The sequence below is a fragment of the Nonomuraea sp. NPDC000554 genome, from assembly GCF_040300065.1.
In the GTDB taxonomy this organism is placed as follows: domain Bacteria; phylum Actinomycetota; class Actinomycetes; order Streptosporangiales; family Streptosporangiaceae; genus Nonomuraea.
In genome coordinates this window covers 159,248-174,871 of the sequence record NZ_JBEPDC010000007.1, presented here as the reverse complement: position 1 = coordinate 174,871, position 15,624 = coordinate 159,248, and the positions used below count along the sequence as shown (strand labels likewise).

Sequence of the window (15,624 nt, the reverse complement as noted above, 5' to 3'; positions counted from 1 at the left end):
GGGGTAAGCCAACCTCTTTGACCGTCGCCTGCGGGGACGGCGAGGAGGAGGGCGGCGAGATCGCCACCCGCGTTCACCGGGCGCTCCTGAGGAGGGCCGCATGATCGCCACCCGCGTTCGCCCGGCACTCCTGAGGAGGGCCGCATGATCCGCACTGTGCGCGGCTCCCCGGCTCCCGCGGGCACGGCGGGGACGAGAGCCGCAGAATCGCCGCCGCCGGCTCCCGGGGAGCCCCCACCGGATAACTGTCGGTCGCCCCTTCTATGGTCTTGGTTCGTGGATCCCGTTCAAGGAACTCTCGACGAGCTCGGCACCCCGCTGAGCGAGGTCACGTTCGTCGTGTTCGACCTCGAGACGACGGGCGGCTCGCCCGCCGAGCACATGATCACCGAGATCGGCGCGGTGAAGGTGCGCGCGGGCGAGGTCCTGGGCGAGTTCTCCACCCTGGTCGACCCCGGGGGGCCGATCCCGCCGTTCATCTCCGTGCTGACCGGCATCACCGACGCGATGGTGGTGGCCGCGCCGCGCATCGAGTCGGTGCTGCCGAGCTTCCTGGAGTTCATCCGCGGCACCACGCTGGTCGCGCACAACGCCGGTTTCGACACCCGCTTCATCAAGGCCGCCTGCGCCGCCAACGGCTACCCGCCGCCCGGCAACCCGGTCGTCGACACCGTCGATCTGGCACGCCGGGTGCTGACCCGCGACGAGACACCGAACAGCAAGCTCGCCACGCTGGCCCGGTTCTTCCGCAGCCCGGCCGAGCCGTGCCACCGCGCCCTTCAGGACGCCAGGGCCACGGTGCACGTGCTCCACGGGCTGATCGAGCGGGCGGGCTCGTTCCAGGTCCACACGCTGGAGGAGCTCAAGTCGTTCGTCCGCGCCCCCACGCCCGAGCAGCAGGCCAAGCGCCACCTGGCCGAGCACGTCCCGCACTCCCCCGGCGTCTACCTGTTCGAGGACGAACGCGGCGAGGTCCTCTACATCGGCAAGAGCACCAACCTGCGCAACCGCGTCCGCTCCTACTTCACCGCCAGCGAGACCAGGCCGCGCATCCGCGAGATGATCGGCATCGCCGAGCGGGTCCGGCACATCGTCTGCTCCACCGCGCTGGAGGCCGAGGTCAGGGAGCTGCGCCTGATCGGCGGCGCCAAACCCCGTTACAACCGCAGGTCCCGCTTTCCCGAGAAGGTCGTCTGGCTCAAGCTCACCAACGAGGCGTTCCCGCGCCTGTCGATCGTGCGCGAGCTGAAGGACGACGGCGCGTCCTACCTGGGGCCGTTCTCCAGCGCCCGCTCGGCTGACGACGCCCGCACCGCCCTGCACGAGGCGGTGCCGCTGCGGCAGTGCACCCAGCCGGTCACGCTCCGCACCCGCCGCTCGGCCTGCGTCCTGCATGAGATGGGCCGCTGCGGCGCCCCGTGCGAGGGCCGTGAGTCCCCGGCCGACTACTCCCTGCACGTCGAGAGTGCCCGCCGGGCGATGACCCTCGACGCCTCGCTCGTCTTCTCGGCCGTGTCGGCGCGCATGGAGCGGCTGTCGGTCGAGCAGCGTTACGAGGAGGCGTCCGTCGATCGCGACCGGCTCGCGGCCTTCGTCCGGGCCGCCGCGCGCATGCAGCGCCTGACCGCCATCACCCGCATCCCCCAGCTCGTCGCCGCCAGCCCCGCCTTCGACGGCGGCTGGGACATCCACGTCATCCGCTACGGCAGGCTGAGCGCGGCGGGCGTGATGCCGCGCGGCGCGCATCCCACCCCGTTCGTCGAGTCGCTGGTCTCCCTGGCCGAGACCGTCATCCCGGGCCCGGGGCCCGTCCACGCGGCCAGCGCGGAAGAGACCGAGTGCATCCTGCGCTGGCTGGAGTCGCCGGGGGTGCGGCTGGTGGAGGTCGACGGCGAGTGGAGCCTGCCCGCCCGCGGCGCGGCCCGGCACAAGGCCCGCATCGACCTTGCCTACCGGGGCCTCGAGCAGCCCCGATAGAGTTGGGGCATGGTCACGGCTATCGTTCACATCAACGCCGAGGTTGACCGCATCCCGGAGGTCGCTGAGACGATCGCCGAGATCGACGGGGTCAGCGAGGTCTACTCCATCACCGGCGAGTACGACCTGCTGGCGATGGTGCGGGTCGCCGCCTACGAGCAGGTCGCCGAGGTCATACCCGGGCGCCTCAACAAGGTCCCGGGCGTGCTGCACACCGAGACGCACATCGCCTTCCGCACCTACTCCAAGCACGATCTCGACGCCGCCTTCTCGATCGGCTTCGCCGAATCCGACTGACGCCCTGCGCCGCGGTTGCCACGGTCACGCAGAAGGGGCCCGGACGTTCGTCCGGGCCCCTTCTGGTTGCGTGCCTAGTGCGACAGCGAGCGGTCGTCGCCGCCCGAACCGATCGCGGCGTGCTCCTCCTCGTGGCCGTGCGGCTCGTCGAGGGGGATCTTCTCCCCGCCGTACGTCTTGGACATGCGGGCGCGCAGCCTGCCCAGCGGGCCGCGCATCCCCTTGGGCGGGATACCCGCGCGGTCTTCGGAGACCGGCAGCATCAGCACCGGCTCCTTGCCCCGCATGTGCGCCTCGACGTCCTCCGACGCCGGCGTGTGCACCTCGATGAACTCGCCGTGCGGCAACCGCTTGATCACACCGGACTCCACGCCGTGCGAGACCATCGCGGAGTCGGACCGCTGCAGCCCCAGGCACATCCGGTAGGTGATCACGTACGCGAGCGCCGGCGCGACGAAGATCAGCACGCGACCCGCGTAGGTGGTCACGTTGAGGCTGATGTGGAAGTTCGCCGAGATCTCGTCGTTGGCGCCCAGCACCCAGAGCACACCGTAGAACGTGATGGCCGACATGCCGATCGCGGTGCGGTGCGGGTTGTTGCGCGGACGGTCGGCGACGTGGTGCTCGCGATGGTCGCCGGTGATCCAGCGTTCCAGGAACGGGTACAACGCCAGGCCCGTCATGATGATGCCCATCGGCACCAGCGCCGGGATGATCACGCTCAACGGCAGCGTGCCCGCGTGGGACGTGCCGAACAGGTTGATCTCCCACGACGGCATGATCCGCAGCGAGCCTTCGAGGAAGCCCATGTAGAAGTCGGGCTGCGAACCTGCGGAGATGTCGGCCGGTGTGTACGGGCCGAACAACCAGATCGGGTTGATCTGAGCGAACGTCGCGAGCCCGGCGACCACCGCGAACGTGAACAGCGTGTACGCGCCCGCCTTGGCCATGAAGGCCGGATAGAACGGCGCGCCCACCACGTTCTGGTTGCTCCGGTTCTTGCCGGGCATCTGGGTGTGCTTCTGCACCCACATGAGCACCATGTGGGCGGAGATCAACGCCAGCAGGATGCCCGGGATGAGCAGGATGTGCAGCGAATAGAACCGGGAGATGACATCCTCACCCGGATACTCCCCGCCGAACAGGAAGAAGGTGATGTAGGTACCGACCAGCGGCAACGAGATCGCGACACCCTCGGTGATCCGCAGACCCGCGCCGGAGAGCAGGTCGTCGGGGAGGGAGTAGCCGGTCAGGCCCTCGGCCAGCGCCAGCGTCAGCAGCAGGACACCGATGATCCAGTTGAGCTCGCGCGGCTTGCGGTAGGCACCGGTGAAGAACACCCGGAGCATGTGCACCATCATGCCCGACACGAACAGCAGGGCCGCCCAGTGGTGCATCTGCCTGATCAGCAGACCACCGCGGACGTCGAAGCTGATCTCCAGCGACGACGCGTACGCCTGGGACATCATGACGCCCTTGAGCGGCGCGTAGGAGCCGTCGTAGGCGATCTCGGCCATGCTCGGCTTGAACCAGAACGTCAGGAACGTACCGGTCAGCAGCAGGAGGATGAACGAGTAGAGGGCGATCTCGCCCAGCAGGAACGACCAGTGGTCGGGGAAGATCTTCCTCATGTTCCGCTTGAGGAAGTTGGCCGCCCCGATGCGCTCGTCAAGGAAGCTGGACGGGCCGGCGACCGCGTTGGGGACCGTTCTCAGGTCGCTCATGCGTTGCCTCCCTTGGACCTGGCCTCGGCCTCGGCGTCGCCGCGCTCCCAGTAGCTGGGGCCGACCGGGACGTTGAAGTCGCGCTGGGCGACGAGGTACCCATCCTGGTCGACGGTGATCGGCAGCTGCGGCAGCGGCCGGGCGGCCGGGCCGAAGATCACCTTCGCGCCGTCGGCGGCGTCGAACGTCGACTGGTGGCACGGGCAGAGGATGTGGTGGGTGGTCTGCTCGTACAGGGCCGCGGGGCAGCCCACGTGCGTGCAGATCTTGGAGTAGGCCACGATTCCGTCGTGCGTCCAGTTCTTGTTCACACCGGACTTGAGGTCTTCCGGACGGAACTTGATCAGGATCAGCGTGGCCTTGGCGAGGGCGTTCATGTCGTGCTGGTAACCGTCGGGCACGACCGACAGGATGCCGCCGGGCGAGTTGAAGTCGGCCGCGCGGATCGGCTGGCCGGTTCCCTCGACGACGAGCCGGCGTGGCTTGCCGTCCTTGGTCTTCTCACCCCAGACGGTGTGGCGCAGCGTCTTGTTGAAGGCGGCGCCGGGCATCTTGCTGTTGTCGAGGTCGCGCAGCAGCACCAGCGGCACCAGGCCCAGCGGCGCCGCCGCCAGCAGCAGGGTGCGGCGCAGCAGCTTGCGCTTGACGAAGCCGCTCTCGTTGGCGCCCTGCAGGAAGGTCTCGGCGACGACCTTGCGGCTCTCCTCGTCGGAGGCCATGACGTGGCGCTCCTGGATGAGGGAGTACTTCGGCATGATCTGGCGGACCCAGATCACGATGCCGACGGCCAGCCCCAGCAGCGCCAGGGTCAGCGTGCCGCCCAGCGCGAGAGTGGAGACTCCCGTCGCCTCCGGGCTGCCGACCTGGAACACCACGTACGAGATGATGAACGCGATGGCGGCGAGGAACGTGATCGTGAAGCAGAGCGCCACGATCTTCTCGGCCTTGCGCGCCTTCTGCTCGTCCTGCGGCGTGACGCCGGGTACCTCGGTCTCGACTACCCGTTCGTCGGCGCCGACCATCGAGGTGCCCGGCGCGGGGGTGCCGATGACGCGCTTGGGGACGCGTTCGTCCGGCTGCTCGATCTCGTGCTCGTTGTCTGTCATGACTTCTGTCGCTTCTTCGCGGTGATCCAGATGGCGGCCAGGGCCAGTGCGGAGATGCCGACGACCCAAGCTACGAGACCTTCGGTGACGGGGCCGATGCGGCCCAGGCCGAAGCCTCCGGGGTCCTTCTGCTCACGGACCTGGGTGATGTAGGCGATCATGCTGCGCTTCTCTTCGGGCGTGATCGTCGAGTCGTTGAAGACCGGCATCGCCTGCGGGCCGGTGACCATCGCCTCGTAGATCTGCTCGGGGGAGGCCTGGTTCAGGTTGGGGGCGTACTTGCCGCGCGTCAGCGCGCCGCCCGAGCCCGCCCAGTTGTGGCACTGGATGCAGTTCGCGCGGAACAGCTCGCCGCCCTTGCCGGCGTCGCCGAGGGCGGGGTCGACCTGCTCCTTGGACGGCCGCTGCGGGCCGCCGCCGAGCGACTGCACGTACGCGCCGAGCTGGCGGATGGTGTCCTCGTTGACCCAGTGGGGAACCGGCTTGCGGGGAGCCTGCGCGCCCGGGTCGGCCGCCGGCATGCGGCCGGTGCTCACCTGGAAGTCGACGGCCGCGGCGCCGACGCCCACGAGTGTGGGGGCCGTCGTGGTGCCCTGCGCGTTGAGGCCGTGGCAGCTCGCGCAGTGGACCTCGAACAGACTCTTTCCCTGTGCGACGTCGTCGAGCTTGCCAGACGCGAGCGCCGCGTCGGCAGGCCTACTCGCCTGGACAAAGGCGGCATATACCATCCCGACCAGCGCCAGCGCCAAAATCAGGACGGCATATCTCGCGAGGGGATGCCGCCGCCAAGCGGTGATCCTAGTCACAGAGATCCCGTTCCTTAACGAATGATGTAGATGGTCGCGAAAAGACCGATCCAGACGACGTCGACGAAGTGCCAGTAGTAGGACACGACGATCGCGCTGGTGGCCTGCTCATGCGTGAAGCGCTTCGCGGCGTACGTGCGTCCCAGCATGAACAGGAACGCGATCAGGCCACCGGTCACGTGCAGGCCGTGGAAGCCCGTCGTCAGGTAGAACACCGAGGTGTAGGCGTTAGCGGACAGGGTCGCGCCCTCCGACGCCAGCTCGCCGTACTCGTACAGCTGACCGGCGACGAAGATCGCGCCCATCAGGAAGCTGACGAAGTACCAGAAGCGGAGCTTGCCGACCTGCCCCTTCTCCGCGGCCCACACGCCCATCTGGCACGTCACACTGGACAGAACCAGGATGGTCGTGTTGACCGTCGCGAACGGGATGTTCAGGTGAGCGCCTTCCTCGGCGTTGACGCCCGCGGGAAGGAGCGAGGGACCCCACTCGAGGCCCTGACCCTCGCTCACCGACCGGATGGTGAAGTACATCGCGAACAGCGCCGCGAAGAACATGAGCTCGGAGGACAGCCAGACGATCGTCCCGACACTGACCAGGTTCGGTCTGCGGGACGAATGAGCTGTCGTCGAAGTTATTGCGGATGCTGTCGCCACGTGCAGCATTATTGCGGCTCCGGTGGTCGGTCCAGTGCACGCCCCCCCGTTAGGAGGTACAAACCGGCCTCCAACCTGGGACAATCAGGGCAAAACGCCCCCCAGGGACGGTGGCCTGGGATTGCACACCGGAGCACCGGTACGATCCAGAGTGACCATACCGCTTCGACCGATAGCGAGCGCGACCGTGAGCACCGACGACACGATGAGGGTCCTCGTCTACAGCGACGACGCCGCCACCCGTCAGGAGGTACGGCAGGCGATCGGCCGGCGGCCGGCCGCCGACGTCCCTCTCGTGGAGATCGTGGAGTGCGCCACCGAGCCCAAGGTCCACCAGTGGCTCGGCTCGGGCGACATCGACGTGGCCGTCCTCGACGGCGAGACCCAGCCCGCCGGCGGCATGGGAGTCTCCCGCCAGGCCAAGGACGAGGTCTACGACTGCCCGCCCATCTGCCTGATCATCGCCAGGCGCGACGACCGCTGGCTGGCCGACTGGTCCAAGGCCGACGCCGTCGTCTCCCAGCCCCTCGAGCCCATGGTTCTGGCCGACACCGTCGCCGACCTGATGCGCCGACGCTCCTCCACCCGTCTCAACGCGAAGTAGGTGCCTGCGTGGACTCCCGTACGACCTGGCCTGCCCTGTTGTCGGCGCTCCTGTCCGGCGAGCACCTGACATCCGACGAGACGGCCTGGGCGATGCGGGAGATCATGTCCGGATCCGCGACCTCCGCCCAGATCGCGGGCTTCGCGGTCGCGTTGCGTGCCAAGGGCGAGACCGTCGCCGAGGTGGTCGGCCTGGCCCGCACCATGCTCGACCTGGCCACGCCGCTGAGCGTCGAGGGCCCGGTCGTCGACATCGTCGGCACCGGCGGCGACCGCGCGCACACCGTGAACGTCTCCACGATGGCCGCCATCGTGGCCGCCTCGGCGGGCGCCAGGGTGGTCAAGCACGGCAACCGGGCCGCGTCCTCCTCGTGCGGGGCCGCCGACGTCCTGGAGCACCTGGGCATCCGGCTCGACCTCACGCCCGAGCAGACCGCCCACGTGGCGCGCGAGGCGGGCATCGCCTTCTGCTTCGCCCCCGTCTACCACCCCGCGCTGCGCTTCGCCGGCCCTCCGCGCAAGGAGATCGGCGTCCCGACCGTCTTCAACTTCCTCGGTCCCCTCACCAACCCCGCGCGGCCCGCCGCCCAGGCGATCGGCGTCTACGACGCCGCCATGCTGCCGGTCCTGGCGGGCGTGTTCGCCGAGCGCGGCGTCTCCGCCCTGGTGTTCCGCGGCGACGACGGCCTCGACGAGCTGACGATCGCGACCACGTCCACCGTGTGGGTCGTCAAGGACGGCGCGGCCACCCAGACCGTCTTCGACCCCGCGGTCCTGGACATCGCGAGGGCCGACGCGGGCGCGCTGCGCGGCGGCGACGTCGCCTTCAACGCCCAGGCGGTGCACGACCTGGTGCACGGCAAGACCGGCCCGATCCGCGACGCCGTCCTGCTCAACGCCGCGGCGGCCCTGGTGGCCCTCCACAGCCCCGGAGACGACCTCGACAGCGCGATGGCCGACGGCTACGCCAAGGCGGTCCAGGCGCTCGACTCAGGCCGTTCCGCGGCCACCCTCGACCGCTGGGTCGAGGTCAGCCGCGCCGTCAGCGCCTCCTGACCCGCCGCGCGGCCGACGGGCCGGTCAGAGGTCGTCGGTGGAGGCGGCCTTCAGCGAGCTCCACTTGAGCCACTCCTTCCAGCTCTCCTGCCAGTGCCCCCAGCCGTTGGTGGGCTCCAGCTTCCTGGGCGAGCCGGTGATGATGATCGGGTCCCCGATCAGCGTGTTCTCGATGAACCACGCCGCGTTCTCCGGGCTGACGTTCACGCACCCGTGGCTGACGTTGGAGTTGCCCTGCGACCCCACCGACCAGGGCGCGCTGTGGACGTACTCGCCGCTGTTGGAGATGCGGACCGTGTTGTACACCGTCAGCTGGTAGTACCCGGGCGAGCCCGGTCCGATGCCCGGCGAGACCATGACGGTCACCGGCTCCCTGGACATGGCCAGGTGGATGCCGGACGTCGTGTAGTACTTCCACTCGCCTCCCTGGCCGGCGCTCATCGGCATCGTGCGGACCGTCCTGCCGTCGCGCTTGACCGTCAGGACGTGCTCGTTGGTGCTGCCGCTGGTGATCTGGGAGCGTCCGATCTTGAACTTGACCGCGAGGTCGCGCTTGCCGTACAGCCCCTCACCGCCGCGCACGCCCGCCAGCCGGGCGTCCACGCGGACGTCGGTGTGGGCGGGCCAGTACTTCTTCGGCCGGAAGTCGACGTGGCGGTCGTCGAACCAGTGCCAGGCCCCCTGGACCGGCTTGGTACTGCGGACGGACAGGTTGCGCTCGACCGAGACGCGGTCGGTGATCGGCTGGTTGAAGGTGATCATGACGGGCATGCCCACGCCCACGGTCAGCCCGGTGTCGTCCTTGTTGGGCGTGACGCGTTCGACGTCGAAGGTCTTAGTGGCCTTGACCGTGGTGAACGTGCTCGTGGTCTCCTTCTGCTTGCCGTCGGCGTTCACGGCGACCGTGCTGATCGTGTAGGTGGTGCCGGGGGTGGCGGTCCGGCTGCTGCGCCAGCGGGTCCTGTCGGCGCTCAGGACGCCCCGCAGGCCTCCCGCCTTGCTCTCGACCCGGACGCTCTTCAGCGTGCCTCCCTGGGCGGCCACGACCACTGTCTGGTCGGTCGGCACGTTCTGGGATTTGTCCAGGGGGGCGACGGTTACCGATGCGTCGGCGAGCGGGGCCTGGCCCGTCTCGTCCGCGGAGCTGCTGTTCGTCGAGCACGACGTCAGCAGCGCCAAGAGCAGCAGGCCTCCCGATCCACAAGCGACTCGCCCCACGAGTCCTCCCCAGTCCGAGTTCGAGCTGTTCACTCCCTTATTACCCAGGGTGATCGATTGGCCACATCCGTGACCTGGTAAAGAACGCCAAAAAGCGGGTGACCTCCGGACAGGAGGGCACCCGCTCAGGCAGTACGGCGTTAGTGGGAGAAGTTACCCCGGTAGTACTGGAACACGAATCCGATCATGGCCATGATGACCGCGAACAGACCGATCAGGAACATCCAGAAGCCGACCACGAACCCGGCGAAGGCGAACGCCGCCGCCAGGCAGAGGAACAGCGGCCACCAACTGCTCGGGCTGAAGAAGCCGATCTCGCCCGCGCCGTCGCTGATGTCGGCCTGCTTGTTGTCCTCCGGCTGGGCGCCGATGCGGCGCGCCGTGAACATCAGGTAGTAACCGATCATGAACGCGAAGCCGACCGAGATGGCCATGGCCGTGGTGCCGACCGGCTCACCGTGGCCGGTGGCCGCCTTCGTCCAGAACCAGTAGCCGATGTCGACGCCGGCGAAGAACAGGCCGCACAGCAGGAACAGCCAACCCTGAACCTTCATCAGGCCTCAACCTCCTGAGCGGCCTTGGCGGACACGCGCGGGTAGTGCAGGTCGAACGCGGGACGCTCGGACCGGATGGGCGGCAGCTTGGTGAAGTTGTGCCGCGGCGGCGGGCAGGAGGTCGCCCATTCGAGCGAGCCGCCGTACCCCCAGGGGTCGTCGACGGTGACCTTCGGCGCGTTGCGCCAGGTCGTCCAGACGTTGTACATGAACGGCAGCACCGACAGGCCCAGCACGAACGCGCCGACCGACGAGATCAGGTTCAGGTCGGTGAAGCCGTCGGCCGCGCTGTAGTCGGCGTAGCGGCGCGGGAAGCCGAGCACGCCCAGCCAGTGCTGCACCAGGAAGGTGGTGTGGAAGCCGATGAACAGCAGCCAGAACTGCACCTTGCCGAGCTTGTCGTTGAGCATCTTGCCGGTGAACTTGGGCCACCAGAAGTAGAAGCCCGCGAACATGGCGAACACCACGGTGCCGAAGACCACGTAGTGGAAGTGCGCGACGACGAAGTAGCTGTCGCTGATCTGGAAGTCGAGCGGCGGCGAGGCCAGGATGACGCCCGTCAGACCGCCCAGGAGGAAGGTGATCAGGAAGCCGATCGAGAACAGCATCGGCGACTCGAACGTGAGATGCCCTCGCCACATCGTGCCGACCCAGTTGAAGAACTTCACACCTGTCGGCACCGCGATGAGGAAGGTCATGAACGAGAAGAACGGTAGCAACACCTGCCCGGTCGGGAACATGTGGTGCGCCCAGACCGTGATCGACAGACCGGCGATCGAGATCGTCGCGCCGACGAGGCTGATGTAACCGAAGATCGGCTTGCGGCTGAAGACCGGGAGGATCTCGGTCACGATGCCGAAGAACGGCAGCGCGATGATGTACACCTCGGGATGCCCGAAGAACCAGAACAGGTGCTGCCAGAGCAGCGCGCCGCCGGTCTCGGTGCTGAAGATGTGCGTGCCGAGCTTGCGGTCGGCCTCGAGGGCGAGCAGCGCGGCGGCCAGCACCGGGAAGGCCATCAGCACGAGCATGCTGGTCAGCAGCACGTTCCAGGTGAACAGCGGCATGCGGAACATGGTCATGCCGGGCGCGCGCATGCAGATGATCGTGGTGATGAAGTTGACGGCGCCGAGGATCGTGCCGAGGCCCGACAGGGCCAGACCCATGATCCACAGGTCGCCGCCCATGCCCGGCGAGCTGATCGCGCTCGACAGCGGCGTGTAGGCGAACCAGCCGAAGGCGGCCGCGCCGTTGGGGGTGAAGAAGCCCGACACGGCGATGGTGCTGCCGAACAGGTACAGCCAGTAGCTCACCATGTTGAGACGCGGGAAGGCCACGTCGGGGGCGCCGATCTGGAGCGGCATCAGCTCGTTGGCGAAGCCGGCGAACAGCGGCGTCGCGAACATCAGCAGCATGATCGTGCCGTGCATGGTGAACAGCTGGTTGAACTGCTCGTTGCTGGTGAACTGGAGCCCAGGCTGGGCCAGCTCAGCCCGCATGATCAGCGCCATGACGCCGCCGATCAGGAAGAAGACGAACGAGGTGATCAGATAGAGGTGCCCAATGATCTTGTGATCAGTGGAGGACAGCCACTTCGCGATCACCTGGCCCTTGGTGATGGGCCTGGCCGTCGTCGAGAGGGGTTCTTGGATGGCGGTCACTGGGGGCTCCCAGCCTGGGCGGAAACGTACTGGTCGTACTCAGCCTGCGGAACGAGCTTCACCGAGAACAGCATGCGGCTGTGGTCGACTCCGCACAGTTCGGCGCAGCGGCCGGCGTAGACGCCGGGCTTGTTGAGCGTGGTGATCTCGAAGTAGCGGCCCTTGTTGTTCGCGGGGATGCCGGGGATGACATCGCGCTTGAACAGGAACGCCGGCACCCAGAAGGAGTGGATGACGTCGGGCGACTCGAGCTCGAACTGCACCTTCTTGCCGACGGGCAGGACCAGCTGGGGGCCCTGGTGGTAGTCGCTCACCGGCTGGCCGACGACCTGCGGCAGTGTCTTGCCGTTGGTCGTGGTGGTGAAACGCCAGCTCCACTGGAACGCCTCGACCTTGACCTTCACGTCGGGGTTCGCCGACAGGTGCTCGAGGTCACGGCTGTCACGCGCGGTGAAGAAGAAGAACACCGACACCATGACGAGCGGGACCAAGGTGTAGAAGATCTCGATCGGCAGGTTGTAGCGCACCTGCGGAGGCAGTTCGGCCCGCGCCCTGCGCTTGACGTGGAAGATGCACGCCCACACGATCAGGACGATGACGACGGCACCCGTGGCGAGTGCGGCGATCCAGGCCCCGTTCCACAGACTCTGGATCGCGTCACCCTGGGTGGTGACGTGCTCCGGAAGGAGGCCACGAGACCAATCGGCCTTGGGAACGTCACTTGCACACGCCGTGGCAGAGGCCAGCAGCAACGCCAAAGCGGCGGCGCGCGGCACCCTGCGCCGGGCCAACGAACGCCGCGTCGAACGGCGAGTCGGACTCACGGATCGCCTACCCCACAGATGAAGCCCAGGATTCGCTCCTGGGCGCTCGTATTCCAACATGCACAGCTGATTGCAGACACACTAGCGTGAAGGCACCCCGCCCTCCCGCGCGCCCCCTTGATGGCGTGCCGCAAGTGGGACGATAAGAGACGTGGCGTACTTCGACGCGGCCTCGACCGAGCCGCTGCACCCCCAGGCGCGCGAGGCGCTCCTGACGGCGATCGACTCCGGCTGGGCCGACCCCGCGAGGCTCTACGGCCAGGCCCGACGTGCCCACCTGCTACTGGAGCAGGCCCGCACGGAGGTGGCCGAGGCGCTCGGCGCGCGCCCTGACGAGGTGTCGTTCACCTCTTCTGGCACGCAGGCGGTGCACCTCGGCGTGCTCGGCACCCTACACGGCAGGAGACGCGCGGGGCGCAGGCTGGTCACCGGCGCGGTGGAGCACTCCAGCGTGCTGCACGCCGCCGACGTGCACGAACGCGACGACGGCACGGTCGAGAAGATCGGGGTGAGCCTGACCGGCCGGGTCGACGCCGCCGCCTTCGCCGCGGCCGTGTCGGCGCAGGGCACAGCCCTGGCCTGCCTGCAGACGGCCAACCACGAGGTCGGCACGCTCCAGCCGGTGGCCGAGGTCGCCGCGGCCTGCCGGGAGCACGGCGTCCCGCTGCTGGTCGACGCGGCGCAGACGGCGGGCAGGATGCCGATCCCGCCCGGCTGGTCGGTGCTGACGGCCAGCGCGCACAAGTGGGGCGGCCCGGCAGGCGTGGGGGTGCTGGCCGTGCGCAAGGGCACGCGGTTCCGCTCGTTCCTGCCGGAGGACGAGCGCGAGCGCCGCAGGGTTCCGGGGTTCGAGAACGTCCCCGCCATCGTCGCGGCGGCGGCCGCCCTGAGCGCGGTGACGGCGGACGCGGCCCAGGAAGGGGCGAGGCTCAGCGGGCTCGTCGAGCGGATCAGGCGGACGGTGCCGGAGATCGTCCCGGACGTGGAGGTGATCGGCGACCCCGTCGAGCGCGCTCCGCACATCGTGACCTTCTCCTGCCTCTACGTCGACGGCGAGGCGCTGCTGACAGAGCTGGACAAGGCCGGTTTCGCGGTATCGTCAGGGAGTTCGTGCACCGCGAGTACGCTTCGTCCATCGCACGTCCTGGAGGCGATGGGTGTGCTCACGCATGGAAATGTCCGGGTCTCGCTGCCCAGGGGCACGTCCGCGGCGGAGGTCGACAGATTCCTCGCCGTGCTGCCCGAGGCGGTGCTGAGGATCCGTCAGGACGCAGGAGTCGCATGACCGAGGTAACCCAGCCGGCACTGACGATCGACGCGCTGGGCAAGAAGTGCCCGATCCCGATCATCATGCTCGCCGAGCAGATCAACTATGTTCCGCTCAATGCGGTGGTCTCCGTCCTGGCCGACGATCCCGCCGCCTACACGGACGTCCCGGCCTGGTGCCGGTTGAAGTCGCACCGGCACGTGGGCTCGTACGAGCTGCCGGGAGGCGGCTGGGCGATCCACGTGAGACGGAACTATTAACCCTTGCCCCCCGGGTAGGAACCCTCCGGACAAAAACCGACTTTCGGGGGGAAGTCACCATGATCAAGGGAAACCCACACGAGACCGCCCGTGACCTGATGCACCCGGGGGCGCAGTGCGTTCCCTCGCACGAGAGCCTGGACCGGGCCGCCCAGATGATGCGCGACAGCAACGTGGGAGCGCTGCCGGTGTGCGACGCCGAGGGCCGGGTCACAGGCATCATCACCGACCGCGACATCGTCATCAGGTGCGTGGCCGAGGGCCACGATCCCGCCAGGGTACGGGCGGGCGACCTGACGACCGGGCTGGTCTGGGTGCCGGCCGACGCGACCGTCGAGGAGGCACTGTCGCGGATGGAGGAGCACCAGATCAAGCGGCTGCCCGTGATCGACAACGGCCGCATCATCGGCATGATCAGCGAGGCCGACCTGGCCATGCACCTGCCGGACGCCCAGCTCGCCGAGTTCATCCACCGGGTCTACGCCAGCGGATGATCGCTGCCCCGCCGCCGGGCGGGGCAGGCACCGCCCGGCGTCAGGCCCAGTGTCAGGCCCGGTGTCAGGCCCGGTGTCAGGCGTGGTGGCAGCGGACGAAGGCCGCGACCTCGTCGGCCGCCTCGGCCCCGTAGGCGCCAGCGAAACGCTCGAGGAAGACGCGCTGGCCGAGCTCGTACTCCTGGCCGCCGACGCGCTCCAGCACGTGGGTCGCGGTCAGGTTGCCGATCTGGCCGCAGCGCTCCAGCGGGAGCCCCCACGCCAGGCCCGACAGGAAGCCGGCGCGGAAGGCGTCGCCGACGCCGGTGGGGTCGGCCTTGCCCCGCTCGGGAGCGGGGGCCACGGTGATGGCCGGCTCGCCCCTGCGGTCGATGACGGCGCCCTTGGGGCCGAGCGTGGTGACGCGGACGCCGACCCGCTGCAGGATCTCCTCGTCGGACCAGCCGGTCTTCTGCTCGATGAGCCCCTTCTCGTAGTCGTTGGAGAAGAGGTAGGCCGCGCCGTCGACCAGCTCGCGGATCTGCTCGTCGGCCATGCGGGCGAGCTGCTGCGACGGGTCGGCGGCGAACGGGATGCCGCGCTGGCGGCACTCGTCGGTGTGGCGCAGCATCGCGTCGGGGTCGTTCGGGCTGATCAGCACCAGGTCGAGGCCGTCGACGCGGTCGGCGACCGGCTGGAGCTCGATCAGGCGGGCCTCGGCCATCGCGCCCGTGTAGAACGAGGCGATCTGGTTGTGGTGCTCGTCAGTGGTGCACAGGAACCGGGCGGTGTGGTGGTTCTCCGAGATGTGCACGGAGCCGCAGTCGACGCCGTGGCGCTCCAGCCAGGAGCGGTAGTCGGCGAAGTCGGTGCCGACGGCGCCCACCAGCACGGGCGACAGGCCGAGACAGCCCATGCCGAACGCGATGTTCGCCGCGCAACCGCCGCGGCGGATCTGCAGGTCGTCGACCAGGAATGACAGCGACACCCGATCGAGTTGCTCGGCGATCAGCTGGTCGCCGAAACTCCCGGGAAAGGTCATCAGGTGGTCGGTCGCGATTGAGCCGGTGACGGCAATGCGCACGGGATTCTTCTTCCTCGTTGTCAGCAGAGCCACACGAGAATACGCCAAGGCCCCGCCC

At 68.5% G+C, this 15,624-nt stretch carries 16 protein-coding genes; 7 read left to right on the top strand and 9 right to left on the bottom strand.

The annotated features are described in order from the left end of the window. The first annotated feature begins 276 nt into the window (after positions 1-276). Both ABT294_RS16210 and ABT294_RS16205 read left to right on the top strand, forming a co-directional pair. A complete protein-coding gene (locus ABT294_RS16210; RefSeq protein WP_350806428.1) occupies positions 277-1,977 on the top strand; it encodes a DEDD exonuclease domain-containing protein in 1,701 nt (566 codons plus the stop codon). A gap of 9 nt (positions 1,978-1,986) precedes the next feature. After that, positions 1,987-2,274, top strand: coding sequence for an Lrp/AsnC family transcriptional regulator (locus ABT294_RS16205; protein ID WP_350806427.1), 288 nt, complete (start codon positions 1,987-1,989; stop codon positions 2,272-2,274). A 74-nt stretch (positions 2,275-2,348) separates the two neighbouring features. On the opposite strand, the gene qcrB is transcribed toward ABT294_RS16205, so the two are convergent. From qcrB to ctaE, 4 genes are read right to left on the bottom strand one after another with little or no spacing between them, the layout of a single operon-like run. Then, complete coding sequence (gene qcrB, locus ABT294_RS16200) at positions 2,349-3,998, bottom strand: cytochrome bc1 complex cytochrome b subunit (protein WP_350806426.1); 1,650 nt, start codon at positions 3,996-3,998, stop codon at positions 2,349-2,351. Then, the gene (gene qcrA / locus ABT294_RS16195; protein ID WP_350806425.1) at positions 3,995-5,104 is read right to left on the bottom strand and encodes a cytochrome bc1 complex Rieske iron-sulfur subunit; all 1,110 of its coding nucleotides are present in this window, start codon (positions 5,102-5,104) and stop codon (positions 3,995-3,997) included. Before qcrA ends, qcrB begins: the two co-directional genes overlap by 4 nt. Further along, complete coding sequence (qcrC, locus tag ABT294_RS16190) at positions 5,101-5,910, bottom strand: cytochrome bc1 complex diheme cytochrome c subunit (RefSeq protein ID WP_350806424.1); 810 nt, start codon at positions 5,908-5,910, stop codon at positions 5,101-5,103. Before qcrC ends, qcrA begins: the two co-directional genes overlap by 4 nt. Before the next feature lie 14 nt (positions 5,911-5,924). Then, entirely contained in the window at positions 5,925-6,575 is a 651-nt protein-coding gene (gene ctaE, locus ABT294_RS16185; RefSeq protein WP_350806423.1) for an aa3-type cytochrome oxidase subunit III, read from the bottom strand. 196 nt (positions 6,576-6,771) lie between these two features. Between ctaE and ABT294_RS16180 the strand changes: the two genes are divergently transcribed. Together ABT294_RS16180 and trpD are read left to right on the top strand one after the other, a co-directional pair. After that, positions 6,772-7,170 (top strand): hypothetical protein, encoded by a 399-nt coding sequence (locus tag ABT294_RS16180; protein WP_350806663.1) that lies wholly within the window; start codon positions 6,772-6,774, stop codon positions 7,168-7,170. A gap of 8 nt (positions 7,171-7,178) precedes the next feature. After that, positions 7,179-8,225 carry an anthranilate phosphoribosyltransferase gene (trpD, locus tag ABT294_RS16175; RefSeq protein WP_350806422.1) on the top strand — a complete coding sequence of 349 codons (1,047 nt, stop codon included), beginning with the start codon at positions 7,179-7,181 and terminating at the stop codon, positions 8,223-8,225. A gap of 24 nt (positions 8,226-8,249) precedes the next feature. Here trpD and ABT294_RS16170 read toward each other — a convergent pair whose 3' ends face one another. From ABT294_RS16170 to ctaC, 4 genes are all read right to left on the bottom strand, one after another. Beyond that, positions 8,250-9,443 (bottom strand): L,D-transpeptidase, encoded by a 1,194-nt coding sequence (locus ABT294_RS16170; protein ID WP_350806420.1) that lies wholly within the window; start codon positions 9,441-9,443, stop codon positions 8,250-8,252. Between the two features lie 140 nt (positions 9,444-9,583). After that, the gene (locus tag ABT294_RS16165; RefSeq protein WP_350806419.1) at positions 9,584-9,997 is read right to left on the bottom strand and encodes a cytochrome c oxidase subunit 4; all 414 of its coding nucleotides are present in this window, start codon (positions 9,995-9,997) and stop codon (positions 9,584-9,586) included. Next, positions 9,997-11,658, bottom strand: coding sequence for an aa3-type cytochrome oxidase subunit I (gene ctaD / locus ABT294_RS16160; RefSeq protein ID WP_350806418.1), 1,662 nt, complete (start codon positions 11,656-11,658; stop codon positions 9,997-9,999). Before ctaD ends, ABT294_RS16165 begins: the two co-directional genes overlap by 1 nt. Next, complete coding sequence (gene ctaC, locus ABT294_RS16155; protein WP_502912051.1) at positions 11,655-12,542, bottom strand: aa3-type cytochrome oxidase subunit II; 888 nt, start codon at positions 12,540-12,542, stop codon at positions 11,655-11,657. Before ctaC ends, ctaD begins: the two co-directional genes overlap by 4 nt. A 91-nt stretch (positions 12,543-12,633) precedes the next feature. Between ctaC and ABT294_RS16150 the strand changes: the two genes are divergently transcribed. Genes ABT294_RS16150 through ABT294_RS16140 form a run of 3 tightly spaced genes read left to right on the top strand, consistent with a single transcriptional unit; the run spans position 12,634 to position 14,503 of the window. Then, positions 12,634-13,767 (top strand): cysteine desulfurase family protein, encoded by a 1,134-nt coding sequence (locus ABT294_RS16150; protein WP_350806416.1) that lies wholly within the window; start codon positions 12,634-12,636, stop codon positions 13,765-13,767. Continuing rightward, positions 13,764-14,009, top strand: a complete 246-nt coding sequence (locus ABT294_RS16145; protein WP_350806415.1) for a sulfurtransferase TusA family protein — start codon at positions 13,764-13,766, stop codon at positions 14,007-14,009. The genes ABT294_RS16150 and ABT294_RS16145 overlap by 4 nt, the downstream gene beginning before the upstream one ends. A gap of 59 nt (positions 14,010-14,068) precedes the next feature. Continuing rightward, positions 14,069-14,503, top strand: coding sequence for a CBS domain-containing protein (locus ABT294_RS16140; RefSeq protein ID WP_350806414.1), 435 nt, complete (start codon positions 14,069-14,071; stop codon positions 14,501-14,503). Between the two features lie 76 nt (positions 14,504-14,579). On the opposite strand, the gene ABT294_RS16135 is transcribed toward ABT294_RS16140, so the two are convergent. Continuing rightward, positions 14,580-15,566, bottom strand: a complete 987-nt coding sequence (locus ABT294_RS16135) for a carbohydrate kinase family protein (protein WP_350806413.1) — start codon at positions 15,564-15,566, stop codon at positions 14,580-14,582. Positions 15,567-15,624: the final 58 nt, after the last annotated feature.